Source organism: Flavobacterium rhamnosi (assembly GCF_048286515.1).
Lineage (GTDB): Bacteria > Bacteroidota > Bacteroidia > Flavobacteriales > Flavobacteriaceae > Flavobacterium.
Genome location: NZ_JBLVPS010000004.1, coordinates 201,027 through 219,642, shown reverse-complemented (window position 1 = coordinate 219,642; position 18,616 = coordinate 201,027). Strand labels below are relative to the sequence as shown.

Genomic DNA, 18,616 nt, shown 5'->3' with positions numbered 1-18,616 from the left:
AGAATAATTATCTTTTTTTAGTAAATTTATAAAATTAAATTTTTGGTTTTATGTCAAAATTTGGAGAACTTATAAATACACAAATTCCTGTGTTAATCGACTTTTATACGGATTGGAACGAATCTTCTGTTTCAATGCATCCTGTTATTAGAGATGTTGCTGCAGCACTTGGTGATAAGGCAAAAGTAATTAAGATAGATGTTGATAAAAATCAAGAATTAGCGGAAGCTTTACGAATAAAAGGTCTTCCTACGCTTATGATTTACAAAGAGGGTTTAATGATTTGGAGACAATCCGGAGAATTAGATGCTAACACTATTATTAGTATTGTTCAAGAGCAATTTTAGTATTGTCCCTATTTCTGTTTTATAACATCGCAAATAAAGTTGTTTTCATTTAGATAAGCTAAAGTTCTGGGAAGTGCATATTCTAAGTTTTTGAAGGCTTTTATGCTGTCATGAAATACAATTATGCTTCCTGATTTTACGTTTGAAAGTACATTTTCCAAGCAAGCTTCCTTGGATAAGTTTTGATCGAAATCAGCACTTAGAACATCCCACATTATTATTTGGTATCCTAATTTTCGTATTTGTTTAGATTGAGATGTTTTTATCTTGCCATAAGGAGGACGAAAGAGTTTAGGTTTTAAATTAGAAACTTCAGAATGTTTGTAAATCATTTCCTGGCATAACTCTGTGTTCACTAAATAATCCTGCGTTGCTGTTTTCCAGCCATTAAGGTGCTTATAGGTGTGATTCCCTATCGCATGACCTTCACTAATTACTTTTTTGAATAGTTCAGGATGTTTGTTAATATTATCTCCTATACAGAAAAAAGTTGCTTTTGAGTTGTGTTTTCTTAGCTCTTCTAAAACCCATTCTGTGATTTCTGGAATAGGCCCATCGTCAAAGGTGAGGTAAACTTTGTTTTCAGTATTGGGTATGTCCCAAATGAAATTTGAGAATATTTGCTTAATAATCTGATTTGTTTTTATCCAGTAAAAGTTCATTTTTTTTTATTTAAAAGTAAAAAAAAAAATAGCGACATTTTTCAATATCGCCACATTTTCTTATAGTCAAATTTTAGTGTTCAATTACTCTTTTTCACGGCCAAAACGCTCAAACATTTTAATATACGTGTTGAATATTATTTTATTTTTATTGTAAAAAGTTGAATCGCCACTTTCTTTCATTACGACAAGTAAGCCTCTGTAACGTTCAATATCTGTTATTATATCCACTGCAATGTCAGTTTGATCTACGGCATTAAGATTTGCGTAGTAATTAAGATTTTCCTTGTATTTTGTCATCAATTTTTCTAACAGTTGCTGAGCTTTTGCTTTTTCACCAATGGCATAATATCCTTTGGTAAACGGTTCAACAAGTGAATAATAACCAAACTTATCCAGTGGCATTTTTGTCATGGCTAAATCGATAATGTTTTTGGCCTTGTCTTTCTTTCCTTCAGCGATTAACTGGTTCATTAATCGAGCAAGATTCATTCGGTACGTAATACTATTTCTTCTGGTTTCAGGATCATGATAAATAGTTAAGCTTTCACTATTTCCCCAATCCCATTTCATAACGTTCGAATACATTTTGTCGGCATCTATCTGTCCCATTTCCATTTGATTGTCATCTTTGCCCATTTTGGTTTTTAAAGGAACTAATTTATAAACCATTCCGTCTAACTGTAGGTAATCTTTCATCCATAAATAATCTTCATTGTCAAAGGCGCCACCACTAAAGTAAATAGGTCTTTTCCAGTTGTTGTTGGCTACAATGTCAAGCATCATTAATCTGTTTTTATATAATGCATTTCCTTTGATGTCAATATCAATGTAGGGAACAATTGAATCATTGTATTTTGCAGAAACTACTTTGTTCTTGATAATAATATTTTTGTCGACAGGAATTCTGAGTTTATTCGTTGGGTAGAAATGAATAGTTTGCCCATTTTGCATTTCAACAGTAGATTTTGGGTTTTTAATAAAACTTATAAAGTCTTTTACTTCCCATCTGCTTTCCACTTTTGGAATATGAGCTACATAATCCAGTTTGTCTCCTACATATTCATCGTGTATAAACGAAATAGGTAAAGGGTCTGATTCGTATGTTTTGGTTTTCATTTGGTCTATATACCAATCGGTCATGAAAAGACTTGTATTTACGATTTTAACATCAGTTCTTATTTTTTCAATTTCCTGAGCGTACCAAAGGGGAAAAGTATCATTGTCTCCAATGGTAAACAGTATTGCATTTGGATCACATGAAGTAAGATATGCTTTTGCCATTGCAACAGCTGTATATCTATCAGAACGATCATGGTCATCCCAGTTTTGAGCAGCCATAAGAACCGGAGCAGCTAATAAACTGGCTACTATTAATACTGGTCCTGCTATTTTTGGAGCTAAATACTTACAGGCACTTTCGTATAGTGCATACACTCCAAATCCTATCCATATTGCAAATACATAGAAAGAACCTACTAAGGCATAATCTCGTTCACGAGGTTCAAAAGGTCGTTCGTTTAAGTAAATTTTTAGGGCGAGGCCAGTAAATAAAAACAAGACTAACAAAACATAAAAACTCTTTAAATCTTTATTGGCATGATACATCAAACCAATAAGGCCTAGAATAAAAGGCAAGAAGAAATAGACATTTCTGCCCTTATTGTTCAGTACATCTGATGGTAAATTTTCTTGTGAGCCTAAATGCAGGCTATCCATAAATTTTATTCCGCTAATCCAATTGCCGTCTAAATTATCGTATTTTCCTTGTACGTCGCTTTGGCGTCCAACAAAGTTCCACATCAAATACCTCCAATACATATAACCAAATTGGTATTCGAACATAAAACTAAAATTGTCAACCGTTGATGGCTTTTCTATGATGAGGTAATCTCCGTAGCTTTTCAAGAAAGAAACATAACCTCCATTGTCTATTTGTTTTTGAGCGTAAGCCTGTCTAAACTCAGTTACTGTTTTTTCGACTTCATTTCTCAACTGAGCAATGGCTTTATTGTAATCTTCTTCGCTTAGTTGGCTTGGGTCAATGCCATATTTGCCTAAGTCATCTTCGTAAGGGTAATCCGGATTTATTTTAAATTCGGGAGGATTGGTAAAATTCATATAGTTCTCTATATGCTCAGTACTCCACATTCTAGGTAAGATAGTTTTTTGATTATCGTCGCTATTTTGTTCTGCATTTTTGAAATTATTTACAATGACATATTTTCCTATTTTGTAATCTCTTTCATAGTTGGGAGCTTTATCTAGATAAGGATTATCTTTATCTAAACCAGCAAAGGTTTCTGTATATTGAGGTCCATAGAACAATGGATTAACACCGTATTGTTCTCTGTTATAGTAGGCTAAAACTTCACGGGCATCGGAAGGTTTGTTTTCATTTATTACCGTATTGGCATTTGCTCTGATCGGTAACATCATCCAAGTAGAGAAACCAATTAAAATAAATAAGATGCAAAGTATTATTGTATTGTAGAAAATCAAGCCCTTTTGTTTGGTGTATTTTAAACCAAAGTAAAAGAAGGCGATGAACAATAGTCCAACAAAAATAGTCCCTGAATCGAAGGGTAGTCCTAAATTGTTGACCATAAAAACCTCGGTTTTACCAAAAAAGGCCATTGTCAAAGGAAGTAGTAGTTTAAAAATAAACAGTAAAATGGCTATAACTACTATGTTTGCGATAATGAAATTTTTAACGGTAACAACTTTATAATGTTTGAAATAATAAAGAAAACCAATCGCAGGAATTGTTAATAAAGCCATAAAATGCACTCCGAAAGTAAGTCCGATAATTAGTGAAATTATTAACAACCATTTGTTTCCTCTGGGTGTTTCCATGTCTTGTTCCCAACGTAAACCTAACCAAAAAAGCAGGGAAATTAGTAAAGAAGCCATGGCGTAAACTTCTGCTTCTACTGCATTAAACCAAAAACTATCAGAAAAAGTATAGGCTAACGTGCCTACTAATGAGCTTCCTAAAATAACAATGTCGTTGTTTGTATTTGTTTCAGAAAATCGAGAAATTAGCTTTTTTAATAAAATTGTTGAAGACCAGTACATAAATAATATAGTAAAGGCACTTGAGAAAACGGACATCATATTGACCATTAATGCAACATGTTGGTCATCCGAAGCAAACATTGCGAAAAAGGCGCCAATCATTTGAAATAAAGGTGCTCCAGGAGGGTGTCCAACTTCTAATTTTGCTGCTGTGGCAATATATTCTCCGCAATCCCAGAAACTCATTGTGGGTTCAACTGTGAGCGTGTATGTTACTAATGCGATTCCAAATGTAAACCAACCTATAATCGTATTCCATTTATTGAAATTGAATGTTGCCATATTTCAGTGCTAAATTGTAGTTAAATTTTGAGTTACAAAGAAAATGTTTTTTTATGTAATGATACGAGCATTAACAAAATTTTCTAAAAAACAAATGGGGTCGGGTAATGGTCTGGTTTTTAGTCTTTTTCTGAATTTTAAAGGGTGGTTGAAATTTTTTATGATTTTTTTTTGAATAAAAAGCGCTTAAAAATTTGTACAAATTAAAATTTGTATTAAATTTGCACTCGCTTAACAAAAGCAATGCTGGTCTATGGTGTAATGGTAACACAACTGTTTTTGGTGCAGTCTTTCAAGGTTCGAGTCCTTGTAGACCAACGTAAAGCCTCTCAATTTTTTGAGAGGCTTTTTTTATACGTGCGATCCAGGCCTTATAACGATAGGTCTTAAGTAGTAATTCCGTTGATGATTTTGGGAGATTGTTGTTGTTCTAAGGCTAGTATTAAGAACTAAAAATCAAATTTTAAAAGTAATTACGGGCTTAACGGTATGGTTTACCAAGTCCTCACTAATGCTTCCGTTAAAAAAATGGGCTAATCCAGTTCTGCCATGTGTGCAAAGTCCAATTATATCTGCATTAATTGTATTTGAAAAATTAAGTATTCCGTTTTCGACATTCACATCGTTGAAAATATGGAAGGAATAATTCTGAATGTCAAAGTCCGCAATAAAAGCACTCATTGTCTTTTCGGCAGCTAGGGTTGTTTTGAAACTATTAGGAGTGCAAATCATTACTAAAAATAAATTTGCATCAAAGATTTTAGCAAATTCAATCATTTTTTTAAATGGTTTTTTTATTTCTTGCGAAAAATCAGATGCGAAAACGAGATTTCTAGCCTCAAATTTGCCGATATCTTTTTTAATGACCAAAACCGGTATGTCTGAAAGGCGCACTACTTTTTCAGTATTGGAGCCGATTAGCATTTCTTCAATTCCGGAAGATCCATGGGAACCCATAATAATTAAGTCAATTTTGTTTTTTTTACAGAATGATAATATGCCATCCGATGCTCTTTCAAAGTGAACAGTTTCGCTAACTGAAATGCCATTTAAATAAGGACGTTCTTTGATTTTTTGAAAGGTTTCGTTTGCTTTTTTTATAAATAACATTACTTCTGGAATGCCGCTCCCACCAGAAATAGCGTCGCTCATCTGGCTTGGTAATTCCAGCATATGCAGTAAGAATATTTCGCAATTGTTTTTTTTTGCAATTTGTGCGGCTACTTTCAAGGCGTCCTCGGCGTGTTCTGAAAAATCGGTTGGTACTAAAATTCGTTTCATAATTAAAAAGTATTAAATTATGTAAAAAACAGTTATTTTAATGCTACATTAAAGATAAGAAATATATTAACAGCAATCGTTTATTTTAATTAATAAAAAAAAACACTATATTTGCACCGTTATTTATTAAAATCTAGATAATGAGGGGACTAAATGTCCCCTCTTTTTATAAAAATATGACATTTAAAGAAAAAGTAAATACGTTATTGGCAGAATGCCTTTTAGAAAAGCCATCAATTTTTTTGATAGACCTTACTGTCACTGATGCTTTCAAGGTTATTGTGGCTTTAGATGGAGATAATGGAGTCGCACTTCAGGATTGTATCGATGTGAGTCGTTTTATAGATAATAATTTGGATCGGGAGGAACAAGATTATTCTTTAGAGGTAGCTTCGGTAGGGGTTGGGTCGCCATTGAAATTAGTAAGACAGTACAAGAAAAATATAGGGCGTACATTGATTGTAAAGACTGGGGCAGAAATAATTGAAGCAGAATTAGTGGAAGCTAATGATGATTTTGTAATTTTGTCATGGAAAGCAAGAGAGCCTAAAAAGATAGGAAAAGGAAAGGAAACAGTTCAAAAAGAACTTAAACTGCCTTACGGAGACATTAAAGAAGCAATTGTTACAGTAACATTTTAATTAAAGAATTCGCATGGAAAATTTAGCATTAATCGATTCATTCTCAGAGTTTAAAGATGATAAACTTATTGATCGTGTAACGCTTATGGCAATTTTAGAAGATGTATTTAGAAATGCATTGAAAAAAAAATACGGTTCAGACGATAATTTCGATATTATTATAAATCCTGATAAGGGAGATATGGAAATTTGGAGAAGAAGAGTGATCGTTGCAGACGAGGATCTAGATTTTGAAAACGAAGAGATTACTTTGACAGAAGCTAGAAAGATTGAAGCTGATTTTGAAATTGGCGAAGAAGTTTCTGAAGAGGTAAAATTAATTGATTTAGGGAGAAGAGCTATTTTGGCCTTGCGTCAAAACTTAATTTCGAAAATTCACGAACATGACAATACGAATCTTTACAAGCAATTTAAAGATTTAATAGGTGATATTTATACAGCGGAAGTGCACCATGTACGACCTAGAGTTGTTATTTTGGTTGATGATGAAGGAAATGAAATTATTTTACCAAAAGAAAAGCAAATACCTTCTGATTTTTTCCGCAAAGGAGATAATGTAAGAGGAATAATTGAAAGCGTTGAATTAAAAGGAAATAAACCTCAAATTATTATGTCTAGAACTTCTGAGAAGTTTTTGGAAAAATTATTTGAACAAGAAATTCCAGAAGTATTTGACGGTTTGATTATGGTTAAAAAAGTAGTAAGGATTCCAGGTGAAAAAGCAAAAGTAGCTGTAGATTCTTATGACGATAGAATTGATCCAGTTGGAGCTTGTGTAGGTATGAAAGGTTCTCGTATTCATGGAATTGTCCGTGAATTAGGAAACGAGAATATTGATGTTATTAATTATACCAGCAACATTCAATTGTATATCACCCGTGCATTAAGCCCTGCGAAAGTTTCTTCGATTAAAATTAATGAAGATACTAAAAGAGCAGAGGTTTTCTTGAAGCTTGAAGAAGTTTCCAAAGCAATTGGTCGTGGTGGGCATAATATCAAATTAGCAGGTTTATTAACGGGCTATGAATTAGATGTTATCCGTGAGGGTGATGTAGCCGGGGCAACTGCTGATGAGGATGATGTTGAATTAACTGAGTTTTCAGATGAAATTGAAGACTGGGTTATTGAAGAATTTGCAAAAATTGGTTTAGATACTGCAAAAAGTATTTTAAAACAAGATGTAGAAGATTTGGTAAGAAGAACAGACCTAGAAGAGGAAACGATTCTGGATGTAATGAGAATACTGAAAGAAGAATTTGACAGTTAGTCATTTCTTCTAGCAAAATAAATATTCCACTTTCGCATTCCTTTTCTTAGGAAAGGGTTAGAGTGAGGAACAACAAAAAAGGTAATAATAAAAAGGTTTTATGTCTGAAGAGAGAATTATTAGAATAAACAAAGTTTTAAGGGAATTGAATATTTCTTTGGAAAGAGCTGTGGATTATCTAAAAGATAAGGGGATTGCTATTGAGGCAAATCCAAACACAAAAATTTCTGATGATGTATACAATGTCTTGTGCGGTCAGTTTGCAGGTGACAAAGGGAATAAGGAAGCTTCGAAAGAAGTAGGGGAAGAGAAAAGAAAAGAAAAAGAAGCTTTGCGTTTAGAGCGAGAGAAAGAAATCGAAGATAAACGTAAACAAGAGGAAGAGCGTCTAAAACAGCAAGAGGTTATAAAAGCGAGAGCGGTTATAGCAGGTCCTGTTCAAGTGGGTAAGATTGATCTTAATCCAAAGAAAGCTATCGTCGTTCCGCCTGTAAAAGCTGTTGAAAAAACGGAGGTTCCAGAGGCAAAAGCTCCTGAGGTAAAATCTGTTCAAAAAGAAATTTCAGCAGAAATACCATCGCAAGAAAAGCCATCACAAGAAAAACCTTTGCAAGAAAAACCTTTGGAAGAAAAAGTTGTTTCAGACAAGAAAGAGGTAAAACCTGTTGTTGGAATTAAAGAGGTAAAACCAGAGGCTGTTAAAGAAGTCGCTGCAGAGCCAAAAGAGATTGTAAAAGCTGAGGTAGTTAAGACGGATGAGGTGCCTGTTGATGAAACCATTACAACGCAATATCAAAAACTATCCGGAACTACTTTGACGGGTCAGATAATTGATTTGTCTCAATTCAACAAACCAAAAAAGAAAAAAGAAGAACCTAAGATTACTCCAAATAAACCGGGTGCTCCAGGTTCGGCTGCAGCCAATGCAAATAAAAACAAGCGTAAAAGGATTGCTCCTAAGCCGGGTGCTCCAAGGCCGCCTGCAACACCAGGAGTTCCTGGTGCTCCAAATCCTAACAAGATTACACCTAATGTAGGTGGTGGCGGATTCAATGCAAACAGAAGTGCAAGACCTGGTTTTGTAAAAGGAAACAGACCTGCAATTGTTGCGAAAGTTGAGCCTACGGAAGAAGAAGTTAAAAATCAAATTAGAGAGACTTTAGAAAAATTACAAGGTAAAGGAGGTAAATCTAAAGCGGCTAAATATAGAAGAGATAAAAGAGATACGCACCGTCAGAAATCTGATGATGAGCAAAGAGCTATTGATGAAGGAAGTAAAACTATTAAGGTTACTGAATTCGTAACTGTAGGTGAAATTGCTATCATGATGGATGTGCCAATTACTAAAGTTATTGGTACTTGTATGTCACTTGGAATCATGGTTACCATGAATCAACGTCTTGATGCAGAAACTTTAACTATCGTTGCTGACGAATTTGGTTATGAAGTTGAATTTATTACAGTAGACATAGAAGAAGCGATTCAGGTTGTTGAAGATAGAGAAGAAGATTTAGTTTTCAGAGCGCCAATTGTAACAGTAATGGGACATGTCGATCACGGTAAAACTTCGTTACTGGATTACATTCGTAAAGAAAATGTAATTGCAGGTGAATCTGGAGGAATCACACAGCATATAGGTGCTTATGGAGTAACTTTAGATAACGGTCAAAAAATTGCATTCTTAGATACACCGGGTCACGAAGCTTTTACAGCGATGCGTGCTCGTGGTGCTCAGGTTACCGATATTGCTATTATTGTGATTGCTGCTGATGATGATATCATGCCGCAAACTAAAGAAGCAATAAGTCATGCTCAGGCTGCTGGTGTTCCTATCATATTTGCTATCAATAAAATTGATAAGCCAAATGCTAATCCTGAAAAAGTAAAAGAAAGGTTAGCGGGAATGAATTTGCTTGTAGAAGATTGGGGTGGAAAAATTCAATCACATGATATTTCCGCAAAAGTTGGAACAGGTGTTAAAGAATTATTAGAAAAAGTATTACTAGAAGCTGAGCTTTTAGATTTGAAAGCAAATCCAAATAAAGCGGCTTCTGGAACTGTTGTTGAGGCTTTCCTTGATAAAGGGAAAGGGTATGTTTCTACGATATTAGTTCAGAATGGAACTTTGAGAATTGGTGATTATATGTTGGCTGGTAAGCATCATGGTAAAATTAAAGCCATGCATGATGAAAGGGGGAATATAGTAACTGTTGCAGGCCCTTCGACACCGGTTTCGGTTTTAGGTCTTGATGGAGCAGCAACTGCGGGTGATAAGTTCAATATTTTTGAAGACGAAAAAGAAGCGAAACAAATCGCTTCGAAACGTTCTCAATTGATGCGTGAACAATCTGTTCGTACGCAACGACACATTACTTTAGATGAGATTGGACGTAGAATAGCATTGGGTCAATTTAAAGAATTGAACATTATCCTTAAAGGAGATGTTGATGGTTCTGTTGAAGCATTGTCTGATTCGTTCTCTAAATTATCTACTGAAGAGATTCAAATTAATATTATACATAAAGGTGTTGGTGCTATTACAGAAACTGACGTAATGTTGGCTTCTGCGTCAGACGCAATTATTATCGGATTTAATGTTCGTCCTGCTGGAAATGCAAGACAATTAGCTGATAAAGAGGAAATCGATATCCGTTACTACTCTATTATCTATGCTGCTATAGATGATTTGAAAGATGCAATGGAGGGAATGTTAGCTCCGGAAATGAAAGAAGAAATTTTGGGTACTGCTGAGATTAGAGAGATCTTCAAGATTTCTAAAGTTGGTTCAATTGCAGGATGTATGGTAATGGACGGTAAAATTGCCAGAAGTGCTAAAATGAGAATCATTAGAGAAGGTGTTGTTGTCTTTACAGGAGAATTGTTAGCGTTGAAACGTTTCAAAGACGATGTGAAAGAAGTAGCTAAAGGATACGATTGTGGTATTCAAGTAAAAGGTTATAACGATATTGAAGAAAGAGATGTTATTGAATCGTACCATGAGGTAGCGGTTAAAAAGAAATTGAAATAGAATTTCAATATATTAAAATTAAAATCCCGAGAAATCGGGATTTTTTTTGTTTTAAAATATACCCAGTATAAATTAGTTGGATTTTCTTTGATGCTAATAATGGAAGGCAGTCTGTATTATAGTTTGAAACTGTTAATGGGAGGTGTAAGGTATTAGTGAATGTGGGATAATTTTTGGATTACCGAACCGTAATTTTTCTTGGAAAGGAGAGTAACTTAAAATTTATATTCAAATTGATTGCGTTTAGATTAAGCATGGTGAAATTTCTGATTAAGTATGTGAATTCTAGATTTGACTACTGTAGTATATAAGGATAGTGTTGATTGTGTGTTTTAGGTGTATTCACTTTTTTAGATTTTGAGGCCTTCTTCTATTCTAATGCAGTGATGCTATTTGAATGCTATATTTCGAGGGTTGTTTTTTTATTCCGTTAAGTTCAATTGTGTGCGTTTTGTTGGAGCGGTTAAGAACTTAGATAATGAACAATTTGATTTTATTGCCAAAAATTTTATTAAATCATGATTGAATCAGTAAATGTTTGTGCAGAGACAAGTGAAGTTCACGAATAGTATTCGTTCGATGTCGGCAGTTATGATTCCTTTTGTTTTCCCAGGGTTTCTTTTTTAGCCAATCCCATCGCAAGATTCTTTTCTTCGACGCTACAGTTATGAGTGTTTGTTCTTTCTAATAGATAGTTTATTTATAGTCTCTATTTCAAATTTACACAAAAAATGCAAGGTGTTAGAATCGTAGTGATTCGGTTTTGTCTTCGATACAAGTTGACACAATTTGAAGAGTGTTTTTGGAAGTAACTTGGTTTGTTGATTGTAAAGTTTTACAGTAACTAATTTATCACCTTGGCTTCGGAGTCGCTTTTCACTCATTGTCTTATTAGTAAATAGTGTTAGCAAATAAGCGATTGAGAATAGAATTGCTTCTATTCAACAATCGCTTGTTTTTTAAATCTGCAATATAGTAGCCTGGATTTACAAAAAGGTTTTTAGAATAGTTGTATTCACGCGGCAGACTTTGAGTAATTTATGCTACTTGTTAGGTTTTATCAAATGCACGTTAGTGTATTTTTTTCTAATCTTTATTAAATTTCTTTCTGCTTCTATGCGTGATTTGAAATTCCCAATCCAGACCTTATAATTCGGGGTGTTGAATATAATTGTTCCGTCGACGTCGCTAAATTCTTGTTTGAATTCGGTCAATGTTTTCTTTGCCTTTTCACTGTCTCCGCTAAAAATTTGAATTTTATACCGGTCGTTTACGGCGTTTGAAACGTTTGTTTTTCTTTTTTCATTTAGTAATTGTTCGAATTTTGGGTCTTGACTTACGGAGATATTTGCATCTTGGGCATTTATATAGCTAGCGGTGAGGCATAAAGTTGCTGCGTAAAAAAAGGCTTTTTTAGTTGTTAAAATTCTCATAATGTGATAGTTTTTAGACAAAAGTAGTATTTATAGATTGAAAGGAAATAATAAATATTATTTAGAATTAATATAAATTGAATTTAAGACTATTTTAAGGTTTTGAGAATAGTTCTTAAGTCGTATTTTTGTGCAAGTTTTAAAATAATGTATTCGTTTTTTCTCAAAATGTTTATAGAAAAAACCGTACCAATTTTAGTAGATAATCATTATACTATATGAAAAAGGTGGGTAACCATAATTCGATCTCAAGGAAATTATATTTAGGCTTAGCTTTAACGCTAATTTTCTCTCTAACTTCATTTGCTCAAGACGCTGCACCTGCAGCAGTCGATGCGTCTGCGGCTCCTGCTGCAGCAACAGGTGGAGATGCTGTAAAAGGTAAAGAACTTTTTAATGCAAATTGTGCTGCATGTCATAAATTGGATGCTAAATCTACGGGCCCGGCTCTTAGAGGCGTGTCTGGTAAGTATGAAATGTCGTGGATTTACAAATGGGTTAGTAATAGCTCTGATTTGATTAAATCTGGAGACGCTCAGGCTGTAAAAGTTTTTGAAGAAAACAATAAAGCAGTAATGACTGCTTTCCCTCAATTGTCAACTGGGGATATTGATAATATTATTGCATATACTTCTGAACCAAAAGCGGAAGCTCCGGTGGCGGCAGGTGCTGCAACTGCTGCGGGTACTGCTGGTACTGAAAGCGGTGGTATTTCAAACAACGTTATTCTAGGTGCTCTCGCGCTTGTTATGGCAATGCTTGTAGTAATGTTGTTTTTGGTAAACAATGTATTGCGAAAAGTAGCTAAATCAAATGGAATAGTAGTTGCTCCAAAAGAGCCGACATTACCAATTTGGAAGGCATTTGCAAGAAATCAATTTTTGGTGTTAGTTACTTCAATTTTTCTATTGTTGTCAGGTGCGTATTTTGTGTATGGTTTTTTAATGCAGGTAGGTGTTGATCAAGATTATGCGCCAATTCAGCCAATTCATTATTCGCACAAGATACATGCTGGTGATAATGAAATAAATTGTAAATATTGTCACTCTGCTGCGCGAGTAAGTAAAACTGCAGGTATTCCTTCGTTGAATGTTTGTATGAATTGTCATAAAAACATTTCGGAAGTTGCCGAGACTACTGCTACTCCAGAATACAGCAAGGCGTTCTATGATGAGCAAATCCAAAAATTATATACAGCAGTGGGATGGGATAAAACAACTCAGACGTATACTGGAAAAACACAACCGGTAAAATGGGTTCGAATTCATAATTTACCTGATTTCGTTTATTTTAATCACTCGCAACACGTTACGGTTGCTGGTATAGAATGTCAGACTTGTCATGGTCCTGTTCAGGAATACGAGATTCAAAAACAATTCGCTCCGCTTACAATGGGTTGGTGTGTAGATTGCCACAGAAAAACAGATGTTAAGATGGAAGGCAATGAGTATTATACTAAAATCCATGAACAGCTTTCTAAAAAATATGGTGTAGAAAAATTGACTGCAGCACAAATGGGAGGTTTAGAATGCGGTAAATGTCACTATTAATCAAATTATTAAGATTTTAATATTTATATATGTCATCAAACAAAAAATACTGGAAAAGTGTTGAAGAACTAGACGGAAATAGTTCTATTGTTGAGGCGCTTAAAAACAACGAATTTGTTGAAGAAATTCCTACAGATGAATTTTTAGGAAATAATGATGCATTGTCGTCTTCTTCTACAACACGTCGTGATTTTTTAAAGTACGTTGGATTTAGTACTGCGGCAGCTACGCTTGCGGCTTGCGAAGGACCTGTGCATAAGTCAATACCTTACGTGTTGCAACCAGAGCAAATTATTCCTGGAGTAGCAGATTATTATGCAACTTCTGTTTTTGACGGTTTTGATTTTGCAAACCTTTTAGTTAAAACACGTGAAGGGCGTCCTATTAAAATAGATAATAATACTATTACTGGAGCAAAATTTACTGCCAATGCAAGAATTCACGCGTCTATCTTATCATTATATGATAGCATGCGTTTGAAGGAGCCAAAAATGGAAGGTAAAGATGTAGCTTGGTCTGTTGTTGATTCAAAAATTAAGTCAAGTATTGATGAGGCCAAAGCAAATGGTGGTCAAATTGTCTTGTTAACAAATACATTAGCGAGTCCGTCAACTGAAAAGTTAATTGGAGATTTTATCGCTAAAAACCCAAACTCAAAACATGTAGTTTACGATGCTGTATCTTCTTCTGAGGCACTTGATGCATTTGAAGCGGTTTACGGTGAAAGAGCTTTGGTAGATTATGATTTTTCAAAAGCTTCTCTTATAGTTTCTGTTGGTGCAGATTTTCTTGGAGATTGGCAAGGTGGAGGTTATGATTCTGGTTATGCTCAAGGTAGAATTCCGAAAAACGGAAAAATGTCTCGTCATTTTCAACTAGAAGCTAATATGACTTTGTCTGGTGCTGCCGCTGATAAGCGTGTGCCAATGTCAACCGCTAATCAAAAACAAGCATTAGTGCACATTTATAATATTGTGACTGGTTCTGCAGTTGCAGTAAGTTTAGATGGGAATTTTAAAGCGGAAGTAACAAAAGCAGCTCAACAATTAACAGCTGCCGGTTCAAAAGGAGTGTTGGTTTCTGGTATTCAGGACAAAAATGCTCAATTATTAGTTTTAGCGATCAATCAGGTGTTGGCAAGTGAAGCTTTTAATGCTTCTGGTACAAGACAAATAAGAAAAGGATCTAACGAAAAAGTGGCTCAATTAATTAAGGATATGAAGGCAGGAAGTGTTCATACTTTAATTATGAGTGGTGTTAATCCAGTGTATACTTTAGCCGATAGTGCTTCTTTTGTTGAGGGGCTTAAAAAAGTAAAAACATCTGTATCATTTTCTTTAAAAGAAGATGAAACTGCTCTAGTAAGTACGATTGCAGCTGCAGTTCCTCATTATTTAGAATCATGGAATGATGTTAGTATTACCAAAGGTACTTACGGAATAACACAGCCTACGATTCGTCCTCTTTTCAAGACTAAGCAATTTCAAGATATTTTATTATCCTTAAACGGTGTTTCAGGAACATTCTATGATTATATTAAAGCTAATGCTTCAACATTAATCGCAGGTTCTTCTTGGAATAAAGTATTACATGATGGTATTTTTGTTGGTGTTGTGCCAACGGTATCTGCAGGTTCTGCCGATTATAGTGCTGCTGCAAACGCTTTAGCGCAATCAAAAGCAACTGAAGGATTAGAGCTTGTTTTGTATACTAAAACAGGTATGGGAGATGGACAGCAAGCTAATAACCCTTGGCTGCAAGAGTTTCCAGATCCAATTACAAGAGTTTCTTGGGATAATTATGTTACTGTTTCGAATGCTGATGCTAAGAAATACGAATTGTCTAATGAAATTGTTGCTAATGGTGGTTTAAACGGAAGCTACGCTACTATAACTACTGCAGATGGAATTAAATTAGAAAATGTTCCAGTAATTGTTCAACCTGGTCAAGCTGTTGGGACTGTTGGTTTAGCTTTAGGATATGGTCGTAAAGCGGCTTTGAAAGAAGAAATGATGGTAGGTTTAAATGCCTATTCTTTATATAAAGGTTTCAATAATGTACAGTCTATTACATTGGTGAAAGCTGGAGGAGAACACGAGTTTGCTTGTGTTCAAGGTCAGAAAACATTGATGGGAAGAGGGGATATTATTAAAGAAACTTCTTTGGAGATATTCAATACAAAAGATGCTAAAGAGTGGAACGAACAACCAATGGTGTCGTTAGATCACAAAGAAGTAGAAGCAACTAAAGTTGATTTATGGGATTCTTTTGACCGTTCTATCGGACATCATTTTAATCTTTCTATCGACTTAAATGCTTGTACCGGCTGTGGTGCTTGTGTAATTGCTTGTCATGCAGAAAATAACGTTCCAGTTGTTGGGAAGTCAGAAGTCAGAAGAAGTCGTGACATGCACTGGTTGCGTATCGATAGATATTATTCATCTGAAAGTACATTCGAAGGAGATAATGAAAGAAAAGAAAATATAGCTGGTTTATCAAGTTCATTATCTACATTTAATGAAATGGAAAAAGCGGGTGATAACCCACAAGTTTCTTTTCAACCTGTAATGTGTCAACATTGTAATCATGCGCCTTGCGAAACGGTTTGTCCAGTTGCTGCAACTTCACATGGTCGTCAAGGTCAAAATCATATGGCGTATAACAGATGTGTTGGTACGCGTTACTGTGCTAACAACTGTCCTTACAAAGTGCGTCGTTTTAACTGGTTTTTATATAACAAAAACAGTGAATTCGATTATCATATGAATGATGATTTAGGACGTATGGTATTAAATCCAGATGTTAATGTTCGTTCACGTGGTGTTATGGAAAAATGTTCTATGTGTATTCAAATGACGCAGGCAACAATTTTAAAAGCAAAAAGAGAAGGAAGAGCAATCGTAGATGGTGAATTCCAAACTGCATGTTCAAGTGCTTGTTCTACTGGAGCAATGGTATTTGGTGATGTAAATGATAAAGAAGCAGAAGTGACTAAATTAGCTGCTGATGATAGAATGTATCATTTATTGGAGCATGTTGGAACAAAACCAAATGTGATTTATCACGTTAAAGTTAGAAATACCTAGTACAAAAAATAATTAATTAAGAATCAATATAAAGGATTATGTCGTCTCACTACGAAGCAACCATTAGAAAACCTTTAGTTATAGGTGATAAATCATATCACGATGTAACTGTAGATGTAGCTGCACCTGTTGAGGGTAAAGCAAACAAACATTGGTGGATTGTGTTTTCAATCGCATTAATAGCCTTCCTATGGGGATTAGGCTGTATAATTTACACCGTATCTACAGGTATTGGAACATGGGGATTAAATAAAACAGTTGGTTGGGCTTGGGATATCACGAACTTTGTTTGGTGGGTTGGTATTGGCCACGCAGGAACGTTAATTTCTGCTGTATTATTACTTTTCCGTCAACGTTGGAGAATGGCTATTAACCGTTCTGCAGAAGCAATGACAATTTTCTCCGTTATTCAAGCGGGTCTATTTCCAATTATTCACATGGGTCGTCCATGGTTAGCGTATTGGGTTTTACCAATTCCGAATCAATTCGGTTCGCTTTGGGTAAACTTTAACTCGCCATTACTTTGGGATGTATTTGCAATTTCAACGTACCTTTCTGTTTCATTAGTTTTCTGGTGGACTGGTTTACTGCCTGATTTTGCCATGTTACGTGACAGAGCAATAACTCCTTTTAACAAAAGAGTGTATTCAATTCTAAGTTTTGGATGGAGTGGTAGAGCAAAAGACTGGCAGCGTTTTGAAGAAGTTTCTTTGGTTCTTGCAGGTTTAGCTACTCCACTTGTACTTTCTGTACACACTATTGTATCCATGGACTTTGCTACTTCAGTTATTCCTGGATGGCATACTACAATCTTTCCTCCGTACTTTGTTGCTGGAGCGGTTTTCTCTGGATTTGCGATGGTAAATACTTTGCTTATAATTATGAGAAAAGTATCTAATTTAGAAGGGTATATCACAATACAACACATAGAGTTAATGAATATTGTAATTATGATTACAGGTTCTATCGTGGGTGTTGCCTATATTACTGAGCTATTTATTGCTTGGTACTCTGGTGTGGAATACGAACAATATGCTTTCTTAAACAGAGCTACCGGACCTTACTGGTGGGCATATTGGTCAATGATGACATGTAATGTATTTTCGCCACAATTTATGTGGTTCAAAAAATTGAGAACAAGTATTATGTTTTCTTTTATAATTTCAATTGTTGTAAATATTGGAATGTGGTTTGAAAGATTTGTAATTATTGTAACTTCCTTACATAGAGATTACTTACCATCTTCTTGGACAATGTTCTCACCAACATTCGTGGATATTGGTATTTTTATTGGAACAATAGGTTTCTTCTTTGTTTTGTTTTTATTATATTCTAGAACATTCCCGGTAATTGCTCAAGCGGAAGTAAAAACAATATTAAAAGGGACTGGAGATAATTATAAAAGAGAAAGAGAAGCAAATAAAGATTTACATCATGAGTAATAAAGTAATATACGCCATATACAATGACGATGATATATTGATGGATGCCGTTAAAAAAACGCGTGCAGCACATCATCATATTGAAGAAGTTTTTACTCCTTTTCCGGTACACGGTTTGGATAAAGCGATGGGGCTTGCTCCTACAAGATTAGCTATCTGTGCTTTTATTTATGGATTGATTGGTTTGTCTTTTGGAACTTGGATGATGAACTATATAATGATTCAGGATTGGCCACAGGATATTGGTGGTAAACCAAGTTTTAGTTATATAGAAAATATGCCGGCGTTCGTGCCGATTATGTTTGAAGAAACGGTTTTCTTTGCTGCGCATTTAATGGTTATTACTTTTTATATGAGAAGTAAATTATGGCCATTCAAGGAAGCTGAGAATCCAGACGTGAGAACAACAGATGATCATTTTTTGATGGAAGTTGCTATTAATGATAATGAAGAAGAGTTAGTTTCATTTTTCAAAAATACAGGAGCAGTAGAAGTTAAAGTAATAGAAAAGCAGTAATC

At 34.8% G+C, this 18,616-nt stretch carries 12 protein-coding genes and 1 tRNA gene; 9 read left to right on the top strand and 4 right to left on the bottom strand.

Translation table 11 applies throughout. The features are described 5' to 3' along the window. Positions 1–50 precede the first annotated feature (50 nt). Positions 51–347, top strand: coding sequence for a thioredoxin family protein (locus tag ACNQGN_RS05230; RefSeq protein WP_039108730.1), 297 nt, complete (start codon positions 51–53; stop codon positions 345–347). Positions 348–355: 8 nt separating this feature from the next. Here the strand turns inward: ACNQGN_RS05230 and ACNQGN_RS05225 are convergent, their stop codons facing one another. Together ACNQGN_RS05225 and ACNQGN_RS05220 are read right to left on the bottom strand one after the other, a co-directional pair. Continuing rightward, entirely contained in the window at positions 356–1,009 is a 654-nt protein-coding gene (locus ACNQGN_RS05225; protein WP_417986790.1) for a polysaccharide deacetylase family protein, read from the bottom strand. A gap of 84 nt (positions 1,010–1,093) precedes the next feature. Then, positions 1,094–4,369: a glycosyltransferase family 117 protein gene (locus ACNQGN_RS05220; RefSeq protein WP_417986789.1), complete on the bottom strand. Its 3,276-nt coding sequence runs from the start codon at positions 4,367–4,369 to the stop codon at positions 1,094–1,096. 247 nt (positions 4,370–4,616) lie between these two features. On the opposite strand from ACNQGN_RS05220, the gene ACNQGN_RS05215 reads away from it, so the two are divergent. Next, positions 4,617–4,687 (top strand) — tRNA-Gln (locus ACNQGN_RS05215). A gap of 138 nt (positions 4,688–4,825) precedes the next feature. Here ACNQGN_RS05215 and ACNQGN_RS05210 read toward each other — a convergent pair. Next, positions 4,826–5,650, bottom strand: coding sequence for a universal stress protein (locus ACNQGN_RS05210; protein WP_417986788.1), 825 nt, complete (start codon positions 5,648–5,650; stop codon positions 4,826–4,828). A gap of 176 nt (positions 5,651–5,826) precedes the next feature. Here ACNQGN_RS05210 and rimP point away from each other — a divergent pair, with 176 nt between their 5' ends. The 3 genes from rimP (at position 5,827) to infB (ending at position 10,586) form a co-directional block, all read left to right on the top strand. Then, entirely contained in the window at positions 5,827–6,291 is a 465-nt protein-coding gene (gene rimP / locus ACNQGN_RS05205; RefSeq protein WP_417986851.1) for a ribosome assembly cofactor RimP, read from the top strand. Positions 6,292–6,304: 13 nt separating this feature from the next. Then, on the top strand, positions 6,305–7,558 hold the full coding sequence (nusA, locus tag ACNQGN_RS05200) for a transcription termination factor NusA (protein WP_143385956.1): 1,254 nt from the start codon (positions 6,305–6,307) through the stop codon (positions 7,556–7,558). 100 nt (positions 7,559–7,658) lie between these two features. Next, positions 7,659–10,586: a translation initiation factor IF-2 gene (infB, locus tag ACNQGN_RS05195; RefSeq protein ID WP_417986787.1), complete on the top strand. Its 2,928-nt coding sequence runs from the start codon at positions 7,659–7,661 to the stop codon at positions 10,584–10,586. Between the two features lie 1,043 nt (positions 10,587–11,629). On the opposite strand, the gene ACNQGN_RS05190 is transcribed toward infB, so the two are convergent. Beyond that, entirely contained in the window at positions 11,630–12,019 is a 390-nt protein-coding gene (locus ACNQGN_RS05190; protein WP_417986786.1) for an SPOR domain-containing protein, read from the bottom strand. A gap of 218 nt (positions 12,020–12,237) precedes the next feature. On the opposite strand from ACNQGN_RS05190, the gene ACNQGN_RS05185 reads away from it, so the two are divergent. From ACNQGN_RS05185 to ACNQGN_RS05170, 4 genes are read left to right on the top strand one after another with little or no spacing between them, the layout of a single operon-like run. Next, positions 12,238–13,569 carry a c-type cytochrome gene (locus ACNQGN_RS05185; protein WP_417986785.1) on the top strand — a complete coding sequence of 444 codons (1,332 nt, stop codon included), beginning with the start codon at positions 12,238–12,240 and terminating at the stop codon, positions 13,567–13,569. A 29-nt stretch (positions 13,570–13,598) separates the two neighbouring features. Beyond that, positions 13,599–16,655, top strand: coding sequence for a TAT-variant-translocated molybdopterin oxidoreductase (locus tag ACNQGN_RS05180; RefSeq protein ID WP_417986784.1), 3,057 nt, complete (start codon positions 13,599–13,601; stop codon positions 16,653–16,655). 38 nt (positions 16,656–16,693) lie between these two features. Continuing rightward, the gene (gene nrfD / locus ACNQGN_RS05175) at positions 16,694–18,097 is read left to right on the top strand and encodes an NrfD/PsrC family molybdoenzyme membrane anchor subunit (RefSeq protein ID WP_314898424.1); all 1,404 of its coding nucleotides are present in this window, start codon (positions 16,694–16,696) and stop codon (positions 18,095–18,097) included. After that, positions 18,090–18,614, top strand: a complete 525-nt coding sequence (locus ACNQGN_RS05170; protein ID WP_417986783.1) for a DUF3341 domain-containing protein — start codon at positions 18,090–18,092, stop codon at positions 18,612–18,614. Before nrfD ends, ACNQGN_RS05170 begins: the two co-directional genes overlap by 8 nt. Positions 18,615–18,616 lie beyond the last annotated feature (2 nt).

What these genes read in the sequence shown, in the direction of transcription:
- ACNQGN_RS05230 (WP_039108730.1), top strand. Translation starts at nt 51, where the DNA reads ATGTCAAAATTTGGAGAACTTATAAATACACAAATTCCTGTGTTAATC.
- ACNQGN_RS05225 (WP_417986790.1), bottom strand. Translation starts at nt 1,009, where the DNA reads ATGAACTTTTACTGGATAAAAACAAATCAGATTATTAAGCAAATATTC.
- ACNQGN_RS05220 (WP_417986789.1), bottom strand. Translation starts at nt 4,369, where the DNA reads ATGGCAACATTCAATTTCAATAAATGGAATACGATTATAGGTTGGTTT.
- ACNQGN_RS05210 (WP_417986788.1), bottom strand. Translation starts at nt 5,650, where the DNA reads ATGAAACGAATTTTAGTACCAACCGATTTTTCAGAACACGCCGAGGAC.
- rimP (WP_417986851.1), top strand. Translation starts at nt 5,827, where the DNA reads ATGACATTTAAAGAAAAAGTAAATACGTTATTGGCAGAATGCCTTTTA.
- nusA (WP_143385956.1), top strand. Translation starts at nt 6,305, where the DNA reads ATGGAAAATTTAGCATTAATCGATTCATTCTCAGAGTTTAAAGATGAT.
- infB (WP_417986787.1), top strand. Translation starts at nt 7,659, where the DNA reads ATGTCTGAAGAGAGAATTATTAGAATAAACAAAGTTTTAAGGGAATTG.
- ACNQGN_RS05190 (WP_417986786.1), bottom strand. Translation starts at nt 12,019, where the DNA reads ATGAGAATTTTAACAACTAAAAAAGCCTTTTTTTACGCAGCAACTTTA.
- ACNQGN_RS05185 (WP_417986785.1), top strand. Translation starts at nt 12,238, where the DNA reads ATGAAAAAGGTGGGTAACCATAATTCGATCTCAAGGAAATTATATTTA.
- ACNQGN_RS05180 (WP_417986784.1), top strand. Translation starts at nt 13,599, where the DNA reads ATGTCATCAAACAAAAAATACTGGAAAAGTGTTGAAGAACTAGACGGA.
- nrfD (WP_314898424.1), top strand. Translation starts at nt 16,694, where the DNA reads ATGTCGTCTCACTACGAAGCAACCATTAGAAAACCTTTAGTTATAGGT.
- ACNQGN_RS05170 (WP_417986783.1), top strand. Translation starts at nt 18,090, where the DNA reads ATGAGTAATAAAGTAATATACGCCATATACAATGACGATGATATATTG.